Annotated in this window: 23 protein-coding genes; 18 read left to right on the forward strand and 5 right to left on the reverse strand. The window is 41.1% G+C overall.

Annotated features, from left to right (window positions below; translation table 11 throughout):
• Nucleotides 1–10: 10 nt before the first annotated feature.
• Nucleotides 11–706, reverse strand: a complete 696-nt coding sequence (locus tag LZG75_RS08255; RefSeq protein ID WP_233937219.1) for an SDR family NAD(P)-dependent oxidoreductase — start codon at nt 704–706, stop codon at nt 11–13.
• Nucleotides 707–797: 91 nt separating this feature from the next.
• On the opposite strand from LZG75_RS08255, the gene LZG75_RS08260 reads away from it, so the two are divergent.
• From LZG75_RS08260 to LZG75_RS08285, 6 genes are all read left to right on the forward strand, one after another.
• Nucleotides 798–1,202 carry a thiol-disulfide oxidoreductase DCC family protein gene (locus LZG75_RS08260; RefSeq protein ID WP_233925327.1) on the forward strand — a complete coding sequence of 135 codons (405 nt, stop codon included), beginning with the start codon at nt 798–800 and terminating at the stop codon, nt 1,200–1,202.
• 86 nt (nt 1,203–1,288) lie between these two features.
• Entirely contained in the window at nt 1,289–1,573 is a 285-nt protein-coding gene (locus LZG75_RS08265) for a DUF427 domain-containing protein (protein ID WP_233925328.1), read from the forward strand.
• A 10-nt stretch (nt 1,574–1,583) separates the two neighbouring features.
• Nucleotides 1,584–2,156, forward strand: a complete 573-nt coding sequence (locus LZG75_RS08270; RefSeq protein ID WP_233937382.1) for an SRPBCC family protein — start codon at nt 1,584–1,586, stop codon at nt 2,154–2,156.
• Between the two features lie 120 nt (nt 2,157–2,276).
• Nucleotides 2,277–2,816 carry an OmpA family protein gene (locus LZG75_RS08275; RefSeq protein ID WP_233925329.1) on the forward strand — a complete coding sequence of 180 codons (540 nt, stop codon included), beginning with the start codon at nt 2,277–2,279 and terminating at the stop codon, nt 2,814–2,816.
• A gap of 29 nt (nt 2,817–2,845) precedes the next feature.
• Nucleotides 2,846–3,244, forward strand: a complete 399-nt coding sequence (locus LZG75_RS08280; RefSeq protein ID WP_233925330.1) for a hypothetical protein — start codon at nt 2,846–2,848, stop codon at nt 3,242–3,244.
• A gap of 88 nt (nt 3,245–3,332) precedes the next feature.
• Nucleotides 3,333–4,400, forward strand: coding sequence for an asparaginase (locus LZG75_RS08285; RefSeq protein ID WP_233937220.1), 1,068 nt, complete (start codon nt 3,333–3,335; stop codon nt 4,398–4,400).
• A 178-nt stretch (nt 4,401–4,578) separates the two neighbouring features.
• Here the strand turns inward: LZG75_RS08285 and LZG75_RS08290 are convergent, their stop codons facing one another.
• The 3 genes from LZG75_RS08290 to LZG75_RS08300 are packed head-to-tail and all read right to left on the reverse strand — an operon-like array spanning nt 4,579 to nt 6,339.
• Nucleotides 4,579–5,241, reverse strand: coding sequence for a hypothetical protein (locus LZG75_RS08290; RefSeq protein ID WP_233925332.1), 663 nt, complete (start codon nt 5,239–5,241; stop codon nt 4,579–4,581).
• Complete coding sequence (locus LZG75_RS08295; protein WP_233925333.1) at nt 5,238–5,579, reverse strand: NIPSNAP family protein; 342 nt, start codon at nt 5,577–5,579, stop codon at nt 5,238–5,240. Before LZG75_RS08295 ends, LZG75_RS08290 begins: the two co-directional genes overlap by 4 nt.
• Before the next feature lie 55 nt (nt 5,580–5,634).
• Nucleotides 5,635–6,339, reverse strand: a complete 705-nt coding sequence (locus LZG75_RS08300) for a substrate-binding domain-containing protein (protein ID WP_233937221.1) — start codon at nt 6,337–6,339, stop codon at nt 5,635–5,637.
• 252 nt (nt 6,340–6,591) lie between these two features.
• Between LZG75_RS08300 and LZG75_RS08305 the strand changes: the two genes are divergently transcribed.
• From LZG75_RS08305 to LZG75_RS08315, 3 genes are read left to right on the forward strand one after another with little or no spacing between them, the layout of a single operon-like run.
• Entirely contained in the window at nt 6,592–7,323 is a 732-nt protein-coding gene (locus LZG75_RS08305) for an SDR family oxidoreductase (RefSeq protein WP_233925334.1), read from the forward strand.
• Between the two features lie 22 nt (nt 7,324–7,345).
• Nucleotides 7,346–7,834, forward strand: a complete 489-nt coding sequence (locus tag LZG75_RS08310; protein ID WP_233925335.1) for a heme-binding protein — start codon at nt 7,346–7,348, stop codon at nt 7,832–7,834.
• A 12-nt stretch (nt 7,835–7,846) separates the two neighbouring features.
• Nucleotides 7,847–8,839 carry a tripartite tricarboxylate transporter substrate binding protein gene (locus tag LZG75_RS08315; RefSeq protein WP_233937222.1) on the forward strand — a complete coding sequence of 331 codons (993 nt, stop codon included), beginning with the start codon at nt 7,847–7,849 and terminating at the stop codon, nt 8,837–8,839.
• Between the two features lie 18 nt (nt 8,840–8,857).
• Here the strand turns inward: LZG75_RS08315 and LZG75_RS08320 are convergent, their stop codons facing one another.
• On the reverse strand, nt 8,858–9,190 hold the full coding sequence (locus LZG75_RS08320) for a LysR substrate-binding domain-containing protein (protein WP_233925338.1): 333 nt from the start codon (nt 9,188–9,190) through the stop codon (nt 8,858–8,860).
• On the opposite strand from LZG75_RS08320, the gene LZG75_RS08325 reads away from it, so the two are divergent.
• From LZG75_RS08325 to LZG75_RS08365, 9 genes are all read left to right on the forward strand, one after another.
• Nucleotides 9,171–9,419: a nitroreductase family protein gene (locus LZG75_RS08325; RefSeq protein WP_370635225.1), complete on the forward strand. Its 249-nt coding sequence runs from the start codon at nt 9,171–9,173 to the stop codon at nt 9,417–9,419. The genes LZG75_RS08320 and LZG75_RS08325 overlap by 20 nt on opposite strands.
• Before the next feature lie 589 nt (nt 9,420–10,008).
• Nucleotides 10,009–11,163 carry an NnrS family protein gene (locus LZG75_RS08330; RefSeq protein WP_233937223.1) on the forward strand — a complete coding sequence of 385 codons (1,155 nt, stop codon included), beginning with the start codon at nt 10,009–10,011 and terminating at the stop codon, nt 11,161–11,163.
• Nucleotides 11,160–12,380: a nitronate monooxygenase family protein gene (locus LZG75_RS08335; RefSeq protein ID WP_233937224.1), complete on the forward strand. Its 1,221-nt coding sequence runs from the start codon at nt 11,160–11,162 to the stop codon at nt 12,378–12,380. Before LZG75_RS08330 ends, LZG75_RS08335 begins: the two co-directional genes overlap by 4 nt.
• Complete coding sequence (locus tag LZG75_RS08340) at nt 12,367–14,778, forward strand: adenosylcobalamin-dependent ribonucleoside-diphosphate reductase (protein ID WP_233937225.1); 2,412 nt, start codon at nt 12,367–12,369, stop codon at nt 14,776–14,778. The genes LZG75_RS08335 and LZG75_RS08340 overlap by 14 nt, the downstream gene beginning before the upstream one ends.
• An 11-nt stretch (nt 14,779–14,789) precedes the next feature.
• Nucleotides 14,790–16,655, forward strand: coding sequence for a type IV pili methyl-accepting chemotaxis transducer N-terminal domain-containing protein (locus tag LZG75_RS08345; protein WP_233937226.1), 1,866 nt, complete (start codon nt 14,790–14,792; stop codon nt 16,653–16,655).
• 15 nt (nt 16,656–16,670) lie between these two features.
• Nucleotides 16,671–17,333, forward strand: a complete 663-nt coding sequence (locus LZG75_RS08350; RefSeq protein WP_233925345.1) for a response regulator — start codon at nt 16,671–16,673, stop codon at nt 17,331–17,333.
• Between the two features lie 124 nt (nt 17,334–17,457).
• Nucleotides 17,458–18,723: a nitrate/nitrite transporter gene (locus LZG75_RS08355; protein WP_233925346.1), complete on the forward strand. Its 1,266-nt coding sequence runs from the start codon at nt 17,458–17,460 to the stop codon at nt 18,721–18,723.
• A gap of 22 nt (nt 18,724–18,745) precedes the next feature.
• A complete protein-coding gene (locus LZG75_RS08360) occupies nt 18,746–20,128 on the forward strand; it encodes a NarK family nitrate/nitrite MFS transporter (protein ID WP_233937227.1) in 1,383 nt (460 codons plus the stop codon).
• A gap of 20 nt (nt 20,129–20,148) precedes the next feature.
• A complete protein-coding gene (locus tag LZG75_RS08365; RefSeq protein ID WP_233925348.1) occupies nt 20,149–23,922 on the forward strand; it encodes a nitrate reductase subunit alpha in 3,774 nt (1,257 codons plus the stop codon).
• Nucleotides 23,923–23,930 lie beyond the last annotated feature (8 nt).

Consider the following 23,930-nt stretch of genomic DNA (forward strand, 5'->3'; position numbering starts at 1 on the left):
GCTTTACTATTCACCAGGGTAGCCTTTCTCCTGAATAAGAAAGAAAGCTGCCAGAGTCTTCTTTGGTAGCGCTTTCTAAGACATGAAACATATCCTTGACGGCATCATCTGCATTCCTGCCAATTTCTTGGCCACGAAATGGTTTCGATAGATTGGAATTGACAGTACCAGGATGTAAGGCGATTAAAGCAATATTTGGCTTTGTTCTTTTGAGTTCAATGGCCGCTGTTTTAATCAACATATTTAATGCTGCTTTAGAAGCACGATAGCTATACCAGCCCCCAAGCCGATTATCTTCAATACTGCCAACTTTAGCCGAGAGGGTAGCCATTACGCTATTTTGTGGATCCAACAGTTTTGAGAAGTTTTTGATGGTTAATGCTGGGCCAATGGCATTAATATTCATTAGCTCATTTAATTGAGCATGATTCAAGTCAGCCAATTTCTTTTCAGGCATCCATTTTTCAGAATGTAATAAGCCAATTGTATTAATAATGAGCTGAAATGGCCCTAGGGCAGCAAGACTGTGGGCAGAAGATTCAATCGTTTCTGGTAGACGATAGTCAATAGGGTAAATAGAGTGACGGCTGATGCCCTCCACCTTTACACAAGCAGGATTATTTTCAAGCAGCCTCATAAAAGCAGAGCCGATAGTTCCAGATGAGCCAATGACTAAAGCGCGGAATGGTTTAGGCAGTAATCCCATGGCGTCCTATTGAGGGTATTGATTTATCTTCTAAAAATTAAGCATGATATGCCTGCAAGCAGCTTTAGTAAATTGGTCTTACACTTACTGAATGTCAAAAAAATTGCAAACACTTACCTTATTTTATGATGGTAAATGCCCCTTATGTCAGGCAGAAATTCGTTTTTTATCCAGCCGAAATGAAGCAGGCCTCTTAAATTTTATTGATATTCATTCCACTCGATATGATCCTCTTAGTATTGGCGTTACGTGCGAACAAGCATTGGCAGCAATGTACGCTCAATATGAAGATGGGTCAATCATTCATGGAGTTGCTGTTTTCCCCGAGGCTTATTGCCGGGCACGCTTATCTTTTTTAGCTTGGTTATTCTCCAGAAAAACACTTCAGCCCAGCCTAAAGGTAGCCTATCGGTTTTTTGCTAGAAATAGACATCAAATTTCTAAATTATTTGGACCAAGTGCATTGTGGCTGGTGAATTTGAAAATTAATAGATAGTCCTTGGGAAGCGGCTAAACAGACCAAGATAGGCAAATTCAACCAGCAATAGTAATTCGATTTATCCTCAATAAAAAAGGTAAGTGATGAAAGCAATTTGGAATAAGACAATCTTGGCAGATTCAAATCAGACTATTGTGGTGGAGGGTAATTATTACTTCCCATCTACGGCATTAAATATGGAATTTTTTAAGAAATCAGATAAAAAAACAGTTTGCTCTTGGAAAGGTACTGCTAGTTATTATGATATTGAGGCAAATGGCCAAGTCAATAAAGATGCTGCTTGGTATTATGCTGAGCCAAAGGCGGCGGCTAATAATATCGCAGGATATATTGCTTTTTGGAAGGGTGTTGAGGTACGAGATATTTAACTTGAAGTTAATGCACTTAAAATTATTTAGTTTCTTCGCAGCAACTTTTTTTTTAATATCGAGTCATGCTCAAGACAGCACTAATCCTTATGATGTAAAAGTGACAGTTACCTCCTTAGGAGGACGCTTGCAAATCAGCGCTACTTATGCAGTACCAGTTAATATGTGTAGTGCTTACACATTCCTTACCGACTATGAAGCCTCAAAAAATATTCCTGGTATTGTTGATGCGCAGATCATTTCACGAACTGCCAATAAAGTTCGCGTATACAGGGCGATAGAGGAAGAGATTCTTTTTTTTCAGGTTGAGCTGAAATCCTTGGTTGAATATACCGAGACCCCATATCAATTAATTAGTTTCGAACAAATTAGTGGCGATGCTAAATTCTATAAAGGCACGTGGAGACTTGTATCTGAGAAAGCTAAAACAGTCTTCAAATACGATAGCTTAGTTGAGCTAGATTCAGTAGTGCCATCTTTTGTAATTGCTTATTTTATAAAAAATAACATTCGTAGCCGCCTTGAGGCAATGGCTAAGAAGGCAACTCAACATAAAATTGTCGATATGGCAAACTGTAAATAGCTTGATTTCATAATCTTAGCCAAGATACTGCAAATGTGACTTGCGCATTTGCTATACTCAAAAAGACAGTTATAAAGAATCAATTGACTTTATTTGAGTCATCAACAAAGAAAGAATGGTATGAATTTACTTCAAAAGTATTTACTTTTAATTTGTACAGCAAGCCTTGGATTATTGGCTGGCTGTGTAACTCAACAAAGTTATAACCAGCTTGACGGGGCTTATAGTCAATTACAGCAGGCGTTTCAAGGCGATGAAGTGGAAATTCGTAAGTTACAAGGTGAATTACGCATCACCATTAAAGATAAAATCCTCTTTCCAGAAGGCGGATATCGTTTGAATAGTAAGGCTGATGCAGTGTTAGCCAAAATGGCACCAACCTTATCGGGTTTTAAAAATACGAAAGTTGTTGTACGGGGATATACCGATAATGTGCCAATTGGGGCAGGCCTCAAAAAAGAAGGCATAGAAACAAATCTTGATCTCTCTTCAAGACGTGCCGACAATGTGGTTGATTACCTCATCAAAAAAGGCGTTAGCCCTGGTTTAATTTCTGCGCAAGGTATGGGTGAAGCTAGCCCTATGGCGCCAAATGATACCGCCGATGGTCGTGCACAAAACCGCCGTATTGAAGTTACCTTAGTTGGCCCAGGTACCTAATCTCCAGTTTTTTTAATTAAGGATTAAAAATGAGTTATCAATTTAAAGTAGTAGCTGCCGTAGTTACTGGTCTTCTTTTGGCTGCTTGCTCAGGGATGCCAGATGTTAAAACCCCATCAGCAGATTTTATTAAAATCAATAACGGCATCTTGACTAGTAGTTATGGCAAAACTATCTATACTTTTGATAAAGATCAGGCTAATTCAGGTAAATCTGAATGCGTAGCCACTTGCGCTGATAACTGGCCGCCTGTATACGTTGAGTCGGGCATTAAAGTTTCAGGAGATTTCTCCGTTATTACTCGTAGTGATGGACAAAAGCAGCTGGCCTACAAAGGGAAGCCTTTATACTTTTTTGCCAAAGATAAAAATCCTGGCGATAAAACAGGTGATGGAGTAAACAATATCTGGCATACAGTAAGCCCTTAAGGTTACTCTTGACCTAGAGCCCCCAACAGTCGGACCTCAAGTCTAACCAAGGGGGCGTTTTTATGTGCAATTTTTTTGATAATGGCATATGAACACTAAGCCTTTAAATGCCGAACAATCTCCCCATATTTTAGTTTTAGGAATGGGAGGGACGATTGCTGGGCTAGCACCAAGCCCAGAAGTAAATCCGTTGGCTTATGAGGCGGGTCAAATTGAAATTGGTGATTTGTTAACAAAAATTGAGCAAATGTTCCCTCAAGGTCTTCGTATTATTTCTAGGCAGATTGCAAATATTAACAGTAGTAATTTAAGTGAATCCTTGTTAACGGAATTAGGTGAGCAGGTTAAAAAGGCGCTAGCAAGTTCTACGCTAATAGGCATAGTTATTACGCATGGCACAGATACAATCGAAGAAAGCGGTATATTTTTACAAGCTACTTGTGGCAAGTATGCTGAAAAGCTGGGAAAGCGGGTTGTCCTTACAGGGGCGATGTTGCCGTCGAATGCGGCTGGTGCAGATGGACCAGAAAATTTACTCAACGCAATTCAATGGGCATACACGGCGATTGATAACTGTCCAGGGGGTGTATTCGCAGTCTTTGCAGGTAAGGTCTGTATGGCACGTGATTTAGCAAAACGACATAGTAGTGCCCTAGCTGCACCCTTGCTAGACTCGCCCTCTAGTTCCGTCTCGTTAATTAATCCTTCATGGCTATCCACAGTAAGAGCAGCACAAGCAGTATTAGTAGACGATTTACCTATCCCCCAAGTTCAGGAGTGGCCTTGGGTTGAGATTTTGACAAGCCATGCAGGCGCACGCGCCGACCTTGTTCAATTGTGTATTAATGCTGGGGTAAAAGGATTAGTTCTTGCAGGAACAGGTCAGGGTGGGTTTAATAAGGCATGGCAAGACTCGGTTAATCAAGCAATTGCCGCAGGGGTTGCGATCGTTCGAGCCACCAGAACTGGCGCTGGTATCGTTCGGCCCAACATACCCGCACAAGATCCTGAGGGCTGCATTGCTGCTGGAAGCCTATCACCCCCAAAGGCGAGGATTGTTTTACAGCTAGCACTCAATGCGGCAAAAGTGAGTCAGGCTGAAGCAGAATCTTTTCGGCCAAGATGGCAAGATTACTTTGCACTACAGACATACTAGTGCACTGCAAATACCAAATTTAATAAGAGCTAAGAGAGTTACTGCCTGCATTCGGTATCTGATTTCTGAAGTCATCATCCATCCCGCCATCTTTACTGAAATTGCTCGCACACCCCGTGAACAAATTTGCAAAAAAAAGAGCAATGATTATTTTCCGCATATGCTTTTCCTTTAGAGTTTAATGTTGTATTAATTCGTCAATAAAAATCTGGTAACGCTGACTCTTGGGTTTATTCATATCTTCAGAATTCACATATTCAATGGATGTTTTTCCACCAATTAACCCTCTCGGCAAAATCATGACCCTTGCAAACGCTGAGGCTAAGGTCTTATCGGTGGCAGCATAAACTGCATCAGGGCCAGCCTCAAACCAGGCGCTCAAGGGTTGATGAGTATGGATATTGCCGAGGGTATGAATTTGGATAGAACCAAATAGTAAACAGCGAATACCCCCACCCAGATGTCGATGAGTCAGCGCCTCGCCTTCAGGAGGAAAATCGACTCTATCACAGCGAATAATGTACTGACTTAAATCACCTAACGCCATCTTGGCCGCTAAGAGTAGAGTACTTTGTGACGCTTGAATTTTATTAGAATTATCAACTTCATTAACCAGTTCCCAGCGCAACATGATTGCGTCAGCACTTCCACCACCCAAGGAAAATGATTCTGGAATAGAAAGGGCGCTATTCTGCGATAGAGTGAGCCTTGTAGAGACGCCATTTTTGATGGCTATACTTCCCTCAACTATATATATGGCTCGAGCATAGGTTGAGTTCAATTCGATCGATGCTGACTTTGCAGTTAGCTGATCAAGATAAAGTCGTAATTCGTAATTCATTTTGTAGCTTTTAATTGCTGCTCAAGCCACTGCGCAAAAAAGGGTGCTGGTTTTAAAATTCGGGTTTCTTGTACCAGCATCAGTGGCCTAATTTTAGGCAGATAAGCCTGCCAATGAGGGTCAAGCGCCAAAACGCCCCGTCTTTTTTCTCGATCTGCGGCGTCTTGGTATGCCCAGAGGTGAATTACCGTATTTTGCGGGCCAGTATCTACAGTGTAATAACCCACATTACAACCCAAAATATTTAATTGTATTGACCGACCTTCATCTTCATAAAGCTTAAGATACTCGGCAACTTTGCCGTGATGTAATGTATAGATTCGCTCTTCGACAATCATTTAGCTTCCTTTTGCTTGTAGTGCTGTAGTCAAATAATTTATATTAAAATGATCATTACCGTTTAATTAAATCCATACCGCTATTTTGAATGGGAACTGAAGCCTCGGGAGAGGTCAAAAATTGAATTAATTTTTTCGCCGATTCAACCTGTGTAGAACCTTGCGTGATGGCAATAGCAAATATCTGTAAAAGCTGAATTTCTTCTGGCAAGCGCCCAATAAAATCAATGCCTGTGACATTGACAAGTTCGCTGCTTGGTTGAATAGCTATAGCAGCTTCTCTTGCGGCTAATAGCGAGGTTGCTTGGCTACCGCGTTCAGTAATTTTTACTGAGATTTGTTTGGTAATTCCCAGCTTCGGAAAAAGTTCTTTTGTGAGATAAATACCGCTTGTACTGCCAGGGACAACAATAGAGTTAGCGTTCAATAATGCTTGTTTGAAGGCGGCAACAGTACTGATATCCGGCCTTGAGGCGCCTAATGGAACTGCCGCACCTAAGGGCGCAAGAGCCAAGTCGACATCTGAGCCGGGAATAATTCTACCTAAAGCAACTAATTCTGCAAGCCCTTCGCGGGACAGTATCACCACATCTACAGTGGCGCCACTCTCAAGTTGTGCTTTGATTGTTTTTGGTCCTGTACCTTGGGATGCTCCAGATAGAGTTTTGACTGTAATCCCCGTCATTTTTTCAAATTGCGGTAGCATTTGCTGGTATGGGCCACTAAATCCACCAGAAATAATTACTTGAAGTTGTGCCATGGAAGAGGTACTGATTAGAAATGCGCCGATACTGAAGAAAATATATTTCAAGGATGTCGCCCTATATTTTTACTGCGAAAGATAACTTATCGCCTAAGCCAGTGAAAGTATATTGTTTTTAGGTTGCAGATGGTAAATTTGAGTCAATTTAGCTGTAATCTATTAAAATTAAAGAATACTTAATTTTCACACTATTCTAGTGGTATGTACGGTATATCAATTTATTCTTATCTATAACCTATTTAGCATGAAATGAGCAAGACTAAAAATATCCTCATCTCGGGTGGAAGCGGCGGCATCGGCAGAGCTATTGCACGTAGAGTAATTGAGGATGGCTATAGCGTTATTAATTTAGATCAAGTACCCCCGAAAGAATTACTTGCTAGCGAAACATTTCATCGAGTCGACTTAACTGACGCCAAAGCAACTCAGGGGTTAATTGCAGACTTGCTGAAGACCACCAGCATATTACGCTTAGTAAATAACGCCGGTATTATTCGTCCCGGCGCCCTTGAGGATGTTAGTCTTGATGATTTTAATGCCGTGATGGACTTAAATCTGAAGGCACCGATGCTATTGGCTCAAAGTCTGATGCCGGCGATGCGCACTGCTCAATTTGGGCGAATTATTAACATTGCTAGTAGAGCGGCACTAGGCAAAGAAGAGCGCACGGCTTATGCTGCTAGCAAAGCTGGCCTGCTCGGAATGACGCGCACCTGGGCGCTTGAAATGGCCCACTTTGGTATTACGGTAAATGCCATTGGACCAGGGCCTATAGCTACTGAATTATTTACTTTGGGTAATCATCCTGACCATCCTAAAACAAAAAAAATTATTGCCAATATTCCAGTGAAGAGAATGGGTGAGCCAGAAGATGTTGCGCACGCTGTTGCACTATTTTTGGATGACCGCGCTAGCTTTATTACCGGACAAGTACTCTATGTTTGTGGTGGCATTACAGTTGGTCTTAGTAACGCAGCTTAATAATCCTTTATAAAGAACCATTATGGAAGAAAAACTGATTTCAATTTATTCAAGCCTAGACTTGGAAATAGCGGATAGCATTATTAATGCAGCAATTAAAATACGTGCAGCTAATGGAATTTTGCCGCAGGCGATTGCTGTCCTGGATTCGGGAGGGCAACTTGTGGCATTTAAACGTGAAAATGGCTGCGGTATCATGCGCTTCGATATTGCGCTTGGTAAAGCTTGGGCAGCTCTTGGCATGGGCATGTCAACTCGCCAAATTAGAGATCGCTTAGCGAATCGCCCCGTTTTTCTAAATGCTTTAGGAGGCGCGGCGGGTGGGCGGTTTATTCCAGTTCCAGGGGGTGTACTGATCTTAAATCAGCAGAGAATAGCCATAGGGGCTGTTGGCATTAGTGGCGATACCTCAGATAAAGACGAGTATTGCGCAATTGAAGCGATTAAATTATCTACGCTACTCGCTGAACCAGCCGAGCCGTCACCCGACTGGAATAGTAGTCAACTTTAATTGAGAAGCAAGATGAACTTAAGCAAAATATTTTTTTCAATAATGAGTTTATTTTTGTTTAGTACAAATTTTTTATCTGGTACTTCACAAGCACAAAATACCTACCCTACTAAGCCAATCCGTTTGGTTGTTCCATTTCCAGCTGGTGGACCAACCGACCAGTTTGCAAGGTTATATGCCCAATCGCTAGGGGTTCAGCTTGGGGTATCAGTAGTGGTTGATAACAAAAGTGGTGCTAGTGGTGCCATTGGTTCGCTTGAAGTAAAAAACAGCAATCCTGATGGCTATACCCTATTATTCGGCACTGCCTCTACGCATGTTCTTTATAGCCTGATCAATCCTAAGCCGCAATATGATTCGATCAAAGATTTTGTTGAAATTGCTGTGGTTGGTGATGCCCCCATTGTTTTTGCTGTAAGCCCCACCACTACTGGTACCTTCAAAGAGCTACTAGAATTTGCAAAACTGAATCCAGGTAAATTGCAATATGGCTCTGCAGGCGAGGGAACCTATCTACATATCGTTGGGGAGAGATTGAAATATGAATTGGGCGGCCTACAAATTCAACATATTCCATTCAGAGGAAGCGCGCAATCAATACCAGCATTGATGGGCAGCCAAATTAATATGACAGTCGATACATTGGGTTCTGTAATTAATCAACATCGAGCAGGAAAGCTAAGAATTGTCGCTATTGCAACTTCTAAGCGCTCGGCTTTATTGCCCGATGTGCCAACAGTGAGTGAGGTTACAGGCCTGAAAGATTTTCAAGCGGCTTTATGGAATATTGTCTCTGCACCGCATGGGCTTTCGCCTGAAATTACTAATAAATTAATCAATGCAAGTACGAAGGTACTTTCTGAGCCAGCCCTGATTGAAAAATTGACTACCCTTTCGATTCAGCCAATTAATAATATTACTGGGATAAAAGCGACTGCATTTATTGCGAAAGAGTTAGTGAGTTTGCGTCCAGTTGTGCAAGCGGCAAACCTGAAGAAAGAGTAATTGAACTACTGCATAGCTTTATAAGCAGATGCTATGAACTCCACAGGGTTTGATCATTGTCTCAGAGCCTACTGTTTGGCGTACGACCTCAGCCAATAATTGGGCTGCTGGCGAGGGCTCTTTCCCTTCGGGGAAAACAATGCCTAAACGCCGAGAGACTAGTGGGTTTTGAATGGGGCGCACTGCTAATGCAGTATTGCTTGGGCCAGGACAAAGCATTGACGGTAAAACGGTTACACCTAGCCCTGCTTCGACTAAACCTAATAAGGTGTGAACTTGCGTAGTTTCATAAACAATTTTTAAGTCAATACCAAGGGGCTCGGACCATTCAGTGCCCTTAAGTGAACGCATTATTTCTGCTGGATGTGCTATTCAAAATATCTTTCTAATGGCACATGCAATGGGCTTTGGAGCCAGTCCAACGAGTGGTAAGTCGATGTATATGCAGCCTATTCGTGATTTATTTGGCCTTAGTGTGGATGAAGATCCTTTATGTTTTATCAATATTGGCACACCGGATCGGTCGATGCCACAAAAACTACGAATGCAACCTACAGAGTTTGTCTCAATACTGAATTAGTCTTGCGCAAGAAATCATATTGGCGTAAGAAATAATTTATTTTTTAGTTTATAGTTATTATTCATCATGATTAATAATTTACCTTAAGGTAATGAGACTATGGAAATTAATATTGCTACAGAAGGCGAGCGCCTCTATCGTCAGTTATTAGCTGAAATTACCGCCTGCAACTGACCAGCGGTGGAAGCAATGTTTGCCCCCGGATTTCAATCAGTTCATTCTGATGGAGCACGTGATAGAGCTACCGAAATTCAAATGATTAAAAACGAAAAGATTGGCAAGTGTACGGTAAGTGATTTCAAAGTAACTCAGGTAGCAAACCTGAAGAAAGACTCAGTGTAGTTTGGCTGGCCCAAGGATTTCAATTACTTTAGTATTTTTAGCTTTACCATTACAAAAGAGTAATAAATCTAGCTAGTTATTTGATCTAGCGCAAAAAGATCGCTTTTTTTATAGGGTATAAACCCTATACTTAAGAATAGTTCTATAGAGCTATTTCATTTCTCCATTAATAAGTTGAGAATGCTGGCATTGCTTGTGATGCTGCAGCGCAGTAAGCCTATTTATAAAATTGATTGGAGTATATAAGGTGAGAAGCAGAACGCCCCCAATTTTTTCCTTGGGGTTTAGACCTTTTTATTTATTTGCCGCTTTATGGTCTGCGTTAGCGTTATTTGAGTGGCTTTTAGAATTAAATGGATATGGCATACGAAGGCAGCAATTAATTGTGGGCATGCAATGGCATGCTCATGAAATGCTGTTTGGCTTTGCCGCTACTGTCATTACTGGTTTTTCTTTAACAGCCGTTCGAGCCTGGACTGGTTTAGAAACCCCCACAGGCCTCTCTTTGGCTTTGCTAGTTCTTTTGTGGCTTTTAGGTCGCATTGGCCCTCTTTTAAACCCATTTTTTGCTATTTTTGATATCGCATTTCTTCCGGTAATTGCAATTGTAATTGGGCGGTTAATTTATCAACGTCGAATGCTTAGAAATCTTTTTCTACCGCTGACCATTTTAGTATTAGGTTTCTTGAATGGACTTTTTTATTTAGCGGCTTTAGGTTATATATCAATCGATCCAAACCCTTTACTTTTTACTGCCTTGTATTTAATTACCATGATTGAAGTCATGATTGGCGGCAGAGTAATACCAAGCTTTACTGCAAATGCGGTTCCTGGAATTCAGCAATTTCGTCATCCCACTTTAGCCAAAGCAACATTATTATTTACCGCGATATCATTTTTAACTCTTGCATTTTTTACGCCAAATATTATTTCAGCTGCCTTATGTTTTATAACTGCTACGCTACATGCCATTTTACTGTGGGGCTGGCGACCACTTGAAACTAAAAATAAACCAATCTTGTGGATATTACATATCTCATATGCTTGGCTGGTGCTTGGCTTTTCTTTATTAGGCATTTACTCGCTTAAATTAGTCTCGATCTATCCGGCCTTGCATGCATTTGGGATTGGGGCTACTGGCGGTTTAATTATTGGCATGATTACGCGCACAGCACTTGGCCATACTGGCAGACCATTGGTTGCTGGCAAGATCGAACATGCATGTTACTTATTAGTGCCTTGTGCTGCTACTTTTTGGTTAATAGCTCATCTGGCACCAAGTTATTTATTTAATCCCTTACTGGCAATATCGGGTGCTTGTTGGTGTTTGGCTTTTTTGCTGTATTTGCATAAATACTCTCCAATAATGTTTTCTGCAGACTTCATTAAAGCTGCTAAATGAATCCTTTAATACCGCAATCATCTGATCATCTGCTTGCATCAAGTGGGCTTAAAAGCTTGACAATAAAAGGCAAAACTATTTTACCGATAGTACAGGGTGGTATGGGTGTTGGAGTTTCAGCTCATCGCTTAGCTGGCGCAGTTGCAAAATTAGGCGGCATGGGAACCATTTCTTCAATTGATCTACGCCGCTTACATCCAGATTTAATGGATCTGACCCAACATCTTCTCCCTTCAGCAATAAGTAAAAAGGCTATAAATCAAGCCAACCTTGAGGCCTTGAAAAGAGAAATTAAGATGGCTCAAGAGGGTTCGAGTAGTTTCGGACTTATCGCAGTTAATGTTATGCGCGCTGTTAATGAATATGAGGCTTATGTTGCTTGTGCTTTAGAGAGCGGTGTTGATGCGATTGTGGTTGGCGCGGGGTTGCCGCTTGACCTGCCAGATCTAGCCGCCGGTTATCCAGCCACAGCATTAATCCCAATCTTATCGGAGGCTAGAGGTGTGCAAATATTGGTAAAAAAATGGGAGAAAAAAGGGCGCTTGCCAGATGCAATTGTGATTGAAAACCCTAAATTAGCTGGAGGTCATCTGGGGGCCTCTTCAGTTGCCGATATTAATAATCCTAAATTTGATTTTGAACATGTTATTCCTCAGGTAATCAATTTTTTTAAAACGATGGGGATAGAGGGTCAAATTCCTTTAATTGCTGCAGGTGGAATCAGTAATTTACAGGACATTCAAAAACTACAGTCCATGGGAGTATCAGGCGTTCAGTTGGGCACAGCCTTTGCGGTAACGATAGAGGGAGATGCAGATCAAGCATTTAAAAAAGTATTGGCAGGGTCAAAGCCTGAAGAGCTGGTTGAGTTTTTAAGTGTTGCCGGCTTACCTGCACGTGCGGTAATGACGCCTTGGTTAAAAAATTATATGAAAGCTGAGGCCAAGTTAAAAAATAAGGCACGTAAAAAGCCAAGATGCACAATGATATTTGATTGTTTGCATGATTGCGGCTTAAGAGACGGTAATGCTGCTTGGGGACAATTTTGTATAGATAAAGTTCTTGGGAGTGCATTAATGGGAGATACCCAAAAAGGCTTATTTTTTAGAGGGGCTGGAATATTACCCTTCGGCGATCAAATTCGTTCAGTGGCTGATTTATTTAATTGGCTGTTATTAGAAGTAATGCCCAAGATAGATAACTATGCAACAAATTAGTATTGATGTTTTAAAGGAAAAATACCTTAAGCCTGGCGAAGAGGATGCTGAGGCTATTTTTAAAAGGGTAGCTATGGGTTTGGCTGCTGTTGAATTACCAGCATTACAAAAAAAAATAGAAGCCCTTTTTCTGAAAAATATGCTAGCGGGAGCAATCGGCGCTGGTCGAATTATGAGTGCTGGCGGAACCGGTATTCAATCAACCTTAATTAATTGTTTTGTGCAGCCAGTTGGTGATTGTATTCAGGATTTTGATGAAGATGGATTTCCAGGAATATATGAGGCATTAAAACAAGCCGCAGAAACTATGCGTCGTGGCGGTGGAGTTGGCTATGATTTTTCGCGCATTCGGCCAAAAGGTGCCGAGGTAAAAGGCACTGCATCATTTGCTTCTGGTCCTTGTAGTTATATCAATGTATTTGATCAATCTTGTTCTACTGTTGAAAGTGCAGGCTCGCGGCGGGGTGCACAAATGGGAGTTCTCAAAATAGATCATCCCGATATTTTTGAGTTTATTAATGCTAAGCGAACCCCTGGGCGCTGGAATAATTTTAATGTTTCTGTAGGTGTTTCTGATGAATTTATGCGCGCAGTTGAAAGAGACAGTTTATGGGATTTAGTTCATAAAGCTAAGCCAAGCGATAAAAATATTACCAAAGAATTTCATCAACGTGCAGATGGGCTTTGGGTTTACCAAACAATCAAGGCAAAAGAAATTTGGCACCTGGTGATGGAATCCGCATATGATTTTGCTGAACCTGGGATTTTATTTTTAGATAATATTAATAGTGATAATAATTTAAGTTATTGTGAATCTATTGAAGCTACGAATCCATGTGGCGAACAACCCTTACCACCATATGGATGTTGTGATTTAGGCCCAATAATTTTGCCTCGCTTCGTTATTAATCCATTTGGATTTGCTGGAACTGCATCGTTTGATTACCCTGGATTTATTGAGGCAGTAAAAATTCAAGTAAGAATGCTGGATAACGTACTAGACGTAACTTATTGGCCTCTAAAAGAACAAGCTATTGAGGCCCAATCAAAACGTCGGATTGGTGTTGGTTTTACGGGTCTTGGGGATGCCTTGATAATGCTTAAATTAGCTTATAACAGTAACACCGGTAGATCTGAGGCGGCAAATATCGCAAAACATTTACGCGACGCCGCATATCAAGCTTCAGTCGATTTGGCAAAAGAAAAAGGTGCTTTTCCTGCTTTAGATATTGAGCAGTATTTGAGCGGAACAAATTTTGCTAACCGTTTAGATAGCAATTTAAAAACCGAGATTCGAAAATTTGGAATTCGGAACAGTCACTTACTTTCAATTGCCCCAACTGGAACAGTCAGTCTGGCTTTTGCTGATAATGCTTCCAATGGAATTGAGCCACCATTTTCTTGGGCTTATCAGCGCAAAAAAAGAGAGGCTGATGGATCAACCAGGGAGTACTCAGTAGAAGATCATGCATGGCGAGTTTTTAAAGAAATGGGGGGAGATATAAATGCTTTACCAGACTACTTTATTACCGCCTTAACAATGTCTGCGGAAGATCATATTGCCATGATGGAGGTAGTGCAGCCCTATATTGATACAGCCATATCAAAAACAGTTAATGTGCCTGCCGATTATCCGTTCGCAAGCTTTGTAAATTTATATTTGAAGGCGTGGCAATCAAATTTAAAAGGCCTGGCAACCTACCGGCCAAATTCAATTTTAGGTTCAGTTTTGCATGTGAATGAAACTGAGCCAGAAGAGATACCAATAACAACTCAAGGTGTATCTAACTTGGGAGGTAATCCATCAAAAAAAGTAGTTGATCGCCGACCCAATGGCGAGTTACCAGCTGTAGCTGAAAAAATTAATTACTGGACTCAAGATGGTCAAAAAACGCTATATTTAATTATTTCATTTTTAAACGTACATGGGTTTGTTAATGGAGAAGAAGTTCAATCAGAGCGAGCCATTGAATTTTTTATGCCAGTAGGCCAAAGTGGTGAATCGCAACAATGGATTACTTCAAGTATGCGCCTTCTTTCATTGGCTGCACGCGGTGGATTTCTAGTAAGAGCGCTAGGAGATATGCGTAAAGTTGCATGGGATCGCGGACCAGTTCGCTTGGGAACTAGGAAAAAAGATGATGGTATCGAGGTGCCAATGTGGCATGACTCTGAAGTATCAGCAGTTGCATTTGCCATTGAAAACATTTTGATAAGGCGTGGTGTTGCACAATTTAATGCACATACTGATATTCAGATTAGTAATGAGACAGCTGAATTAAATACTTCAGGAATGATGAGGGGAAAAAAATGCCCTGAATGTGGGGCGCACGCATTAATTAAAAAAGATGGCTGTGAATATTGCACTAATTGTGGATTTATCGGAGCTTGTGGATAAGATAATTAAAAATGCAAAACGAATTTACCCTCAAACATAAATTAGTCATTATTGGCACAGCACTCTTAGTGCTAGCAATGATATCTATTAGCTTTACTTTGTGGGTAACTTGGAAGCTTGAAGGTGGGGCAGCGGCAATAAATGAGGCAGGTAGAATGCGAATGCAAACTTATCAGCTAACTCTCTTAATTAATGAAAATGAGTCAAAGCTAGCGGCGCAACTAGAGCAAAAATTTGACGATAGCATGCAAGTGTTAAGGTTGGGAGACCCATCTAGGCCTTTATTCGTACCTTGGAATCAGGCAAATACGGCAGTTTTTTTAAATATTCAAGCACAATGGAATGATATTAAACATGGCCTTGCTTTACAGCAGGCCAATGTACTTTCCGTCCAGAATATTGATCGCTTTATCTTTAGCATTGATCGCTTTGTAGGCCTGATCGAGGGAGAGGTTGATTACTGGACTGGGCTATTGCATTTATTTCAATTTGGGATGTTAGCCATTTCTTTGATGGCAACTCTAGTCATAATGTATGTTGGCTATTCTGTTATTTTAGATCCTGTAACTAAGTTACGCATTGGGTTTGATGAAGTTAGGTCAGGCAAATTAAAAACCCATGTACAAATTGATGCCCAGGATGAATTTGGAGATTTGGCTAAAGGTTTTAATGCCATGACTGAAAATTTAAATGATCTATATGAAAGCCTGGAAGCAAAAGTACGCGAGAAAACTATGCACTTGCAAGAGCGCCAAGAAAGATTAGCTGCCATATATGATTTAAGTTCTTTCGTTTCGAGTGAAAATAATTTAGAGAATCTGGCAAAAGGTTTTGCTGATCGTGTGTCATTAATTAGTCATGCAGCAGCAATTGCTATTCGGTGGACCGATGAAGCTAATAAGCGTTATTTTTTATTATCTGGAACAAATTTACCGGATTCAATTTTGGCTGGTGAGCAGTGCATGAATGCAGGTGAATGCCACTGTGGAAACTCTACAGGTATACAAGATATTAAGGTAATTAAATTTAACCTGAACGAGGAGAGGGATCGATTTTGCGTTAAAGCAGGCTTTCAATCTCTTATTACTGTGCCTATACTTTTTCAGCAAAAGTTATTGGGGGAAATTGATTTATTTTATGCTGAATCATGCATTATTGATCACGAGCAATATGCTTTACTTGAAACGCTGGCCAATCATTTGGCTGGGGCAATGGAAGCTCTTCGAATCAAGGCCTTAGAGAAGGAGGCTGCCATTTCTGATGAACGTAGTCTCTTAGCTAGAGAGCTTCATGATTCGATTGCACAATCATTAGCATTTTTAAAAATTCAAGCTAGTCTATTACGCGATGAAATATCAACATTGCAAATGCCAAATGTCAAAGCAATTTTGAATGAACTAGATGAGGGTTTGAGGGAAAGTTATAGTGATGTGCGCGAACTTTTATTGCACTATAGAACTAGAACAAATGTTGAAGATATTGAATCGGCTATTAAGACTACGTTGCAAAAATTTGAGCACCAATTTGGCATTCAAGTAAACCTTAAAATGTATGGTCAGGGATTACCCTTGGCGCCTGATGTGCAAATTCAAGTGCTACATATTATTCAAGAGGCTTTATCCAACATTAGAAAGCATGCTAAAGCGGAAACTGTTACCCTAACGGTAAGGCAAAATCCGATTTGGTCTTTTGAAGTTATAGATGATGGTATTGGTTTTTTAATTGATTTAGATAAATTGGATAGTACCCATGTAGGGATGAGTATCATGAGAGAACGGGCCAGTAAAATTAATGCCGAAGTAACTATTTCTTCTTCTCCAAATGGCGGCTCGAGGGTTTTTTTACGTTTACCTAACTTGGCTTCAATGAGTGCTTAATTAAATAATAATTAATTGGAAAAAATTAGCATACTTGTAGTTGATGACCATACTCTTTTTAGAAGGGGGTTAATTTCTTTACTTGCTCAAGCTCCTGATTTCGATGTAATTGGTGAGGCAGGTGATGCAGTTGGAGCTTTGCGAATTTGTGAGGCCTTGCATCCCGATGTGGTTTTGCTTGATAATCACTTGCCTGGTGCTAGCGGCATTCAATCTTTGCCGGATATTTTTCGCGCTGCTCCTGATGTCACGGTCATTATGCTTACAGTGAGCGAAGATGAGGCTGATTTAATTCAGGCTTTACAAAATGGTGCCCAAGGCTATTTGCTAAAGACGAGCGAAAAAGATGATTTACTTATTGGAATACGAAAAGCATTTAATGGTGAGTCTGTTATTAGTCAGGAAATGACCCATAAATTAGTTACTGCATTTAAATTTAGTAAAAAAAATAATTTAGATAAAAATACTAGTGGCGCCTTGGCTGCCAGTCTTTCACCTCGAGAGTTGCAAATCGTTTGTCAAATTGCCAAGGGATCGAGTAATAAAGTAATTGCTCGTGAACTTGGTATTGCTGATACTACTGTTAAGATTCATGTGCAGCATGTCTTGCGTAAATTAAATCTTTCCTCCCGAGTGCAGGTAGCCGTATTTGCAAACGTCGAGAGGCTCTGCCCTTAGAAGTAGCCCTAAAGGACTAGTAAAGATGAAAAGTCTAGTTCCTTTGCTATTCTTAAATATCCTTTTGGGGGATATTCCTAGAGCAATTTAGTTTTGATAATGACTCATGAAAAGGGAGATTTTCATGAGTGCCATTACTCAAACAAATTCTAAAGCATATTCAGTTCTAATTATTAGCACCTTTGCCTTTACGGTGTGCTTCATGGTCTGGATGATGTTTGGCGTAATTGGCATTCCTATTAAGAAAACACTGAATTTAAGCTCTACTCAATTTGGCCTTCTTACTGCAATGCCGATCTTAACGGGTTCTTTGGTTCGTGTGCCTTTAGGGATATGGACTGATCGCTATGGGGGAAGAATAGTCATGCTTTCTTTAATGTTAGCTTGCGTAATTCCAATCTGGCTGATGTCATATGCAACGCAATATTGGCATTTCTTAATGATCGGACTATTTGTCGGTTTGGCTGGTGGATCTTTCTCAGTAGGCACTCCCTATGTAGCGAGATGGTTCCCAAATAATCGCCAAGGTTTTGCCATGGGTGTTTTTGGCGCTGGAAATTCTGGCGCGGCAGTAAATAAATTTCTAGCACCTGCTTTGGTAGTTGCTTTTGGTTGGTCAGTTGTGCCACAAGTTTACGCGGCTGTCATGCTTGGTGCCGCCATATTATTTTGGTTTATTAGTTATAGTGATTCCACGCATCTAGTGAGTACTAATACCTCATTTAAAGAGCAACTCAAGGCATTAAAAGATCCCAAAGTATTGCGCTATTGCCAGTATTACAGCATTGTTTTTGGCGGCTATGTAGGCCTTAGTTTATGGATGGTTCAGTATTACGTAGGCGAGTTTGGCCTAGAAATACGTACAGCAGCGCTATTGGCTGCATGTTTTTCATTACCAGGTGGAGTTTTACGCGCAATTGGCGGATGGTTTGCAGATAAGTATGGTGCCCACCAAATAACTTGGTGGGTAATGTGGGTTAGTTGGATATGCCTTTTCTTGCTTTCCTATCCTCCAACTGAATTCATCATTCAAACAATTAATGGACCAGAAACCTTTCATATTGGTTTAAATATTTATTTATTTACTGCGCTGATGTTTATTTTAGGAATTGCTTGGGCATTTGGCAAGGCGAGTGTCTTTAAATATATTGGCGACGACTACCCAAATAATATTGGCACCATTTCAGGAATTGTTGGCTTAGCAGGGGGGCTAGGGGGTTTTGTATTGCCTATCTTATTTGGAGCATTGTTAGATATCACCGGTATTCGGTCGAGTGCATTTATGTTGATGTATGGAGTGGTATGGGTATCACTCATTTGGATGTATTTCACTGAAGTCCGTCGTTCTGAACTAATGGGCGGTAAGGCCATTCCATCTGCAATTCAATAATTTACTATTAAAGGCGACTTATATGTCTTCTACTGTCATCACCCGCTGGGATCCTGAAAATAAACAATTTTGGGATGGAATCGGTAAGGCTATAGCAAAACGAAATTTATTAATTTCAATTCCGGCATTAACCTTAGCATTTTCAGTTTGGATGGTTTGGTCTGTAGTAGTAGTGAATTTACCAAACGTGGGCTTTAAATTCTCCACTAATCAATTATTTTGGCTCGCTTCTTTACCTGCGCTTTGTGGTGCAACCCTGCGTATTTTTTATTCTTTTGCAGTACCTATTTTTGGCGGTCGTCGTTGGACGGCAATTTCTACGGCTTCATTATTAATTCCAGCAACTGGGATTGGTTTGGCAGTCCAAAATACTGCTACGCCATATGAAATATTTATCTTGCTCGCATTGTTGTGTGGATTTGGAGGCGGTAATTTTGCATCATCTATGGCAAACATTAGCTTTTTTTATCCGAAGGCACAAAAAGGGACAGCCCTAGGATTAAACGCTGGATTAGGTAATTTGGGTGTATCAATTATGCAATTAGTTGTACCGTTGGTCATTACCACAGGGATATTTGGAGTATTTGGTGGCGAACCTCAAACAGTGATTAAGGCAGGCAATACTTCTTTGCTTTGGTTGCAAAATGCGGGATTTATTTGGTTACCTTTTATAGCTGCAGCATCTATTGCTGCTTGGTTTGGCATGAATGATTTAGCTGAAGCAAAGGCATCTTTCGCAGATCAGGCAGTAATTTTTAAACGTAAACATAATTGGCTAATGTGCTGGCTGTATCTAGGCACATTTGGATCTTTTATTGGCTATTCTGCCGGGTTCCCCCTGCTTATTAAAAGTCAATTTCCTGGGGTAAATGCTTTGAGCTATGCCTGGTTAGGCCCCTTAGTTGGTGCGCTAGCTAGACCTATTGGCGGATGGTTGTCTGACAAGTTAGGGGGAGCCAGAGTCACTTTTTGGAATTTTATTGCCATGAGTGGGGGTGTATTTGCTGTTTTAAATTATTTACCTAGCCATGGAACAGGTGGAAATTTCTTCGGTTTTTTAATTGCTTTTATGACTTTATTTGCTACCTCCGGTATTGGTAATGGCTCTACCTTTCGTATGATTCCCGTTATTTTTCTCACTGAACGTCAACGGGAAGCGAGCCAAACACAGTCAGGACAGGATCAGGCAATTCGTGATGCTAATAAGGAGGCTGCAGCTGTGCTGGGATTTAGTTCCGCAGTTGGTGCTTATGGTGGTTTCTTTATACCCAAAAGTTATGGCTCATCAATCGCCGCAACGGGCGGTCCAGAGGCCGCTTTATATGCATTTATTGTTTTTTATGTTACATGCACTGTGATCACTTGGCGGTATTACAGCCGTAAAAATGCCCCAATGCCTTGTTAAGAATTCATTAAAGGATAAATATGAGCCACTTTCTAGATCGCCTGAAATTTTTAACTGCTGATTCTGAGAAATTTTCGAATGGTCACGGTAAAACAGTTGCAGAAGACCGCACCTGGGAAGATGCCTATCGTTCTCGCTGGCAGCACGATAAGATTGTACGTTCGACCCATGGCACTAATTGCACTGGATCTTGTTCGTGGAAGATTTATGTAAAGGGTGGAATAGTTACTTGGGAAACCCAACAGACAGATTACCCAAGAACTCGGCCTGATTTACCCAATCATGAGCCACGAGGGTGCGCACGGGGGGCTAGTTATAGCTGGTACATGTATAGCGCAAATCGAGTGAAGTATCCAATGATACGAGGACGCTTGCTTAAACAATGGCGAGAAGCAAAATCAATTGCCAAAAGTCCTGTTGATGCGTGGGCCAATTTAGTAGAAAACCAAGAAAAACGTAAGGAGTGGCAGGCACAACGTGGAATGGGTGGATTTGTAAGGGCCTCATGGGATGAAGTAAATGAAATAATAGTGGCAGCAAATATTTACACCATTAAGCAGTATGGCCCAGATCGTATTATTGGCTTTTCACCCATCCCTGCAATGTCAATGGTAAGTTACGCCGCAGGCTCGAGATACCTGAGTCTAATTGGCGGTGTTTGTATGAGCTTCTATGATTGGTATTGTGATTTACCGCCTGCTAGCCCTCAGGTGTGGGGAGAGCAAACTGATGTTCCTGAGTCAGCCGATTGGTATAACTCAACTTTCATTATCGCTTGGGGATCAAACGTACCGCAAACGCGCACACCTGACGCACATTTTTTTACCGAAGTTCGATACAAAGGCGCCAAAACTGTAGCCATCACACCAGACTACGCAGAAGTTTCAAAGTTAGCTGATATTTGGATGCATCCGAAGCAAGGCACCGATGCTGCTATCGCTATGGCAATGGGGCACGTCATTCTTAAAGAGTTTTATTTTATTAAACGGACTGCGTATTTTGACGATTACGTGCGTCGTTATACCGATATGCCAATGTTAGTCATGCTAGAAGAAAAGGTCATTGAGGATGGCAGGACGATCCTTGTCCCTGGCCGTTATGTTCGTTCGAGTGATTTTGAGGGCAAGTTGGGGCAGACCAATGGCGCTGATTGGAAAACAGTAGCATTTGATATCGGTGGTAAACCAGTAGTGCCTAATGGATCGATTGGCTTTAGATGGGGTCCCGACGGGCGCAAAGATTTAGGCAAGTGGAATTTAGAATCAAAAGAAGCGCAATATGACCGAGAAATCAAATTAAAACTGTCTCTCATGGAAGATCAGTTGTTACATGAGATTGTGCCAGTTGGATTTCCCTATTTTGGTGGAATTGTTACGCCTCACTTTGATGTTAATAAACAAACCGATGTATTGGTTCGCAATATACCTGCAAAAAAAATTAGCTTAGGTGAAGTAGATAATAAAAAAGAAGTTTATGTTGCCACAGTCTTTGATTTATTGGCCGGAAATTATGGAATTAATCGAGGCCTAGGCGGCGAATGCGCAAAATCATACGAGGACAATGTGCCCTATACGCCCGCCTGGCAAGAATTAATTACTGGAGTCAAACAGGAGCAAGTAATTGCCGTTGCTCGCCAGTTTGCTGAAAACGCCGAAAAAACGCAAGGTAAGTCAATGGTGATTATTGGCGCCGCAATGAATCACTGGTATCACTGCGATATGAATTATCGCGGCATTATAAATATGCTAATGATGTGCGGCTGTATAGGACAAAGCGGCGGAGGATGGGCACATTATGTAGGTCAAGAAAAGTTGCGCCCGCAAACAGGATGGACTCCTTTGGCTTTTGCTTTAGATTGGATTCGTCCTCCGCGTCAACAAAATTCAACCAGTTTTTTTTATGCACATACTGATCAATGGCGTTATGAAAAGCTAGGGATGGAAGAAATTCTTTCACCCTTAGCTAATAAAGCTGACTATCAAGGCAGCATGATTGATTACAACGTTCGTGCTGAGAGAATGGGCTGGTTACCCTCAGCGCCACAGTTAAAAACAAATCCATTAGATGTTGCGAGAGATGCTCTCGCTGCAGGAATTGATCCCAAAGAATATGTGGTAAAGAATTTGCAGACTGGCTCATTAAAAATGAGCTGTGAGGACCCTGATCATCCCAATAATTGGCCGCGAAACATGTTTGTCTGGCGCTCAAACTTACTGGGGTCTTCTGGTAAAGGCCATGAATATTTTCTCAAGCACTTACTGGGTACGTCTCATGGAGTTCAGGGCAAAGACTTGGGTGTCGATGAGGCTAGACCTTCTGAGGTAGCTTGGCATGAGCAAGCACCCGAAGGAAAATTAGATTTATTGGTTACATTAGATTTTCGAATGAGTACAACCTGCTTATATTCTGACATTGTTTTACCTACGGCAACTTGGTATGAAAAGAATGATTTAAACACCAGCGATATGCACCCTTTTATTCACCCTTTATCAACCGCAGTAGATCCAGCGTGGGAAGCTCGAAGTGATTGGGATATTTATAAAGGATTTGCTAAGAAATTTTCCGAAGTTTGTGTTGGTCATTTAGGCGTAGAAAAGGATATTGTATTAACACCATTAATGCACGATACGCCTGCCGAGCTTGCTCAAGCGTTTGATGTGCATGATTGGAAAAAAGGCGAATGCGAGCTTATTCCCGGTAAAACTGCACCTCAAATTACTCTAGTCGAGCGAGATTATCCTAATACTTATCAGCTGTTCACGGCTTTAGGGCCGCTAATGGATAAAGTAGGGAATGGGGGTAAAGGTATTGCATGGGACACCAAAGATGAGGTTGAGCAGCTACGTGATTTAAATGGACGTGTTAAAGATGGAGCCATGAAGGGGATGGCTAACATTAATACTGATATAGACGCAGCAGAAGTAGTATTAATGCTAGCCCCAGAAACTAATGGTCATGTAGCTGTAAAGGCCTGGAATGCCTTATCGAAAATAACTGGTCTTGAGCATGCGCATTTAGCCTTACATCGTGAAGATGAAAAAATTCGCTTTAGAGATATTCAAGCGCAACCTAGAAAAATTATTAGTTCACCAACATGGTCAGGCCTAGAAAGTGAAAAAGTTTCTTACAACGCTGGATACACCAACGTGCATGAATATATTCCATGGCGAACCTTAAGTGGCCGGCAACAGTTTTATCAAGATCACAAATGGATGCGGGCATTTGGGGAGGGTTTAGTGTCGTATAGACCCCCAGTTGATTTAAAAACAATTAATGGCATTAAAGGGATTAAACCTAATGGCAATAAAGAAATTGTCCTGAATTTCATTACGCCACATCAAAAATGGGGAATCCATTCTACTTATAGCGATAACTTGATGATGTTGACCTTAAACCGCGGGGGCCCAGTGGTATGGCTCAGTGAAGATGATGCGGGTGATGCAGGAATTGTAGATAACGATTGGGTAGAACTTTATAACACTAATGGCGCTATAGCTGCGCGCGCAGTAGTTAGTCAACGCGTTAATCCTGGAATGGTGATGATGTACCACGCCCAAGAAAAAATAATAAATACACCTGGCTCCGAAATTACGGGTTTGCGTGGTGGTATTCATAACTCGGTAACCCGTATTGTATTAAAGCCAACCCACATGATTGGGGGTTATGCGCAATACAGTTACGGCTTTAATTATTACGGCACCATAGGCACTAATCGCGATGAATTTGTCACCATTCGAAAAATGCGCAAGATTGATTGGCTAGATAGTGAAAATAGGAACGCTATACAAGCGTAACAAGGAAA

Origin of the sequence: Polynucleobacter sp. IMCC30063 (genome assembly GCF_021395235.1) — a bacterium.
GTDB lineage: Bacteria > Pseudomonadota > Gammaproteobacteria > Burkholderiales > Burkholderiaceae > Polynucleobacter.

Excerpts from the sequence above, each read along its gene's own strand:
- LZG75_RS08255 (WP_233937219.1), bottom strand. The coding sequence starts at position 706 with ATGGGATTACTGCCTAAACCATTCCGCGCTTTAGTCATTGGCTCATCT.
- LZG75_RS08260 (WP_233925327.1), top strand. The coding sequence starts at position 798 with ATGTCAAAAAAATTGCAAACACTTACCTTATTTTATGATGGTAAATGC.
- LZG75_RS08265 (WP_233925328.1), top strand. The coding sequence starts at position 1,289 with ATGAAAGCAATTTGGAATAAGACAATCTTGGCAGATTCAAATCAGACT.
- LZG75_RS08270 (WP_233937382.1), top strand. The coding sequence starts at position 1,584 with ATGCACTTAAAATTATTTAGTTTCTTCGCAGCAACTTTTTTTTTAATA.
- LZG75_RS08275 (WP_233925329.1), top strand. The coding sequence starts at position 2,277 with ATGAATTTACTTCAAAAGTATTTACTTTTAATTTGTACAGCAAGCCTT.
- LZG75_RS08280 (WP_233925330.1), top strand. The coding sequence starts at position 2,846 with ATGAGTTATCAATTTAAAGTAGTAGCTGCCGTAGTTACTGGTCTTCTT.
- LZG75_RS08285 (WP_233937220.1), top strand. The coding sequence starts at position 3,333 with ATGAACACTAAGCCTTTAAATGCCGAACAATCTCCCCATATTTTAGTT.
- LZG75_RS08290 (WP_233925332.1), bottom strand. The coding sequence starts at position 5,241 with ATGAATTACGAATTACGACTTTATCTTGATCAGCTAACTGCAAAGTCA.
- LZG75_RS08295 (WP_233925333.1), bottom strand. The coding sequence starts at position 5,579 with ATGATTGTCGAAGAGCGAATCTATACATTACATCACGGCAAAGTTGCC.
- LZG75_RS08300 (WP_233937221.1), bottom strand. The coding sequence starts at position 6,339 with ATGGCACAACTTCAAGTAATTATTTCTGGTGGATTTAGTGGCCCATAC.
- LZG75_RS08305 (WP_233925334.1), top strand. The coding sequence starts at position 6,592 with ATGAGCAAGACTAAAAATATCCTCATCTCGGGTGGAAGCGGCGGCATC.
- LZG75_RS08310 (WP_233925335.1), top strand. The coding sequence starts at position 7,346 with ATGGAAGAAAAACTGATTTCAATTTATTCAAGCCTAGACTTGGAAATA.
- LZG75_RS08315 (WP_233937222.1), top strand. The coding sequence starts at position 7,847 with ATGAACTTAAGCAAAATATTTTTTTCAATAATGAGTTTATTTTTGTTT.
- LZG75_RS08320 (WP_233925338.1), bottom strand. The coding sequence starts at position 9,190 with ATGCGTTCACTTAAGGGCACTGAATGGTCCGAGCCCCTTGGTATTGAC.
- LZG75_RS08335 (WP_233937224.1), top strand. The coding sequence starts at position 11,160 with ATGAATCCTTTAATACCGCAATCATCTGATCATCTGCTTGCATCAAGT.
- LZG75_RS08340 (WP_233937225.1), top strand. The coding sequence starts at position 12,367 with ATGCAACAAATTAGTATTGATGTTTTAAAGGAAAAATACCTTAAGCCT.
- LZG75_RS08345 (WP_233937226.1), top strand. The coding sequence starts at position 14,790 with ATGCAAAACGAATTTACCCTCAAACATAAATTAGTCATTATTGGCACA.
- LZG75_RS08355 (WP_233925346.1), top strand. The coding sequence starts at position 17,458 with ATGAGTGCCATTACTCAAACAAATTCTAAAGCATATTCAGTTCTAATT.
- LZG75_RS08360 (WP_233937227.1), top strand. The coding sequence starts at position 18,746 with ATGTCTTCTACTGTCATCACCCGCTGGGATCCTGAAAATAAACAATTT.
- LZG75_RS08365 (WP_233925348.1), top strand. The coding sequence starts at position 20,149 with ATGAGCCACTTTCTAGATCGCCTGAAATTTTTAACTGCTGATTCTGAG.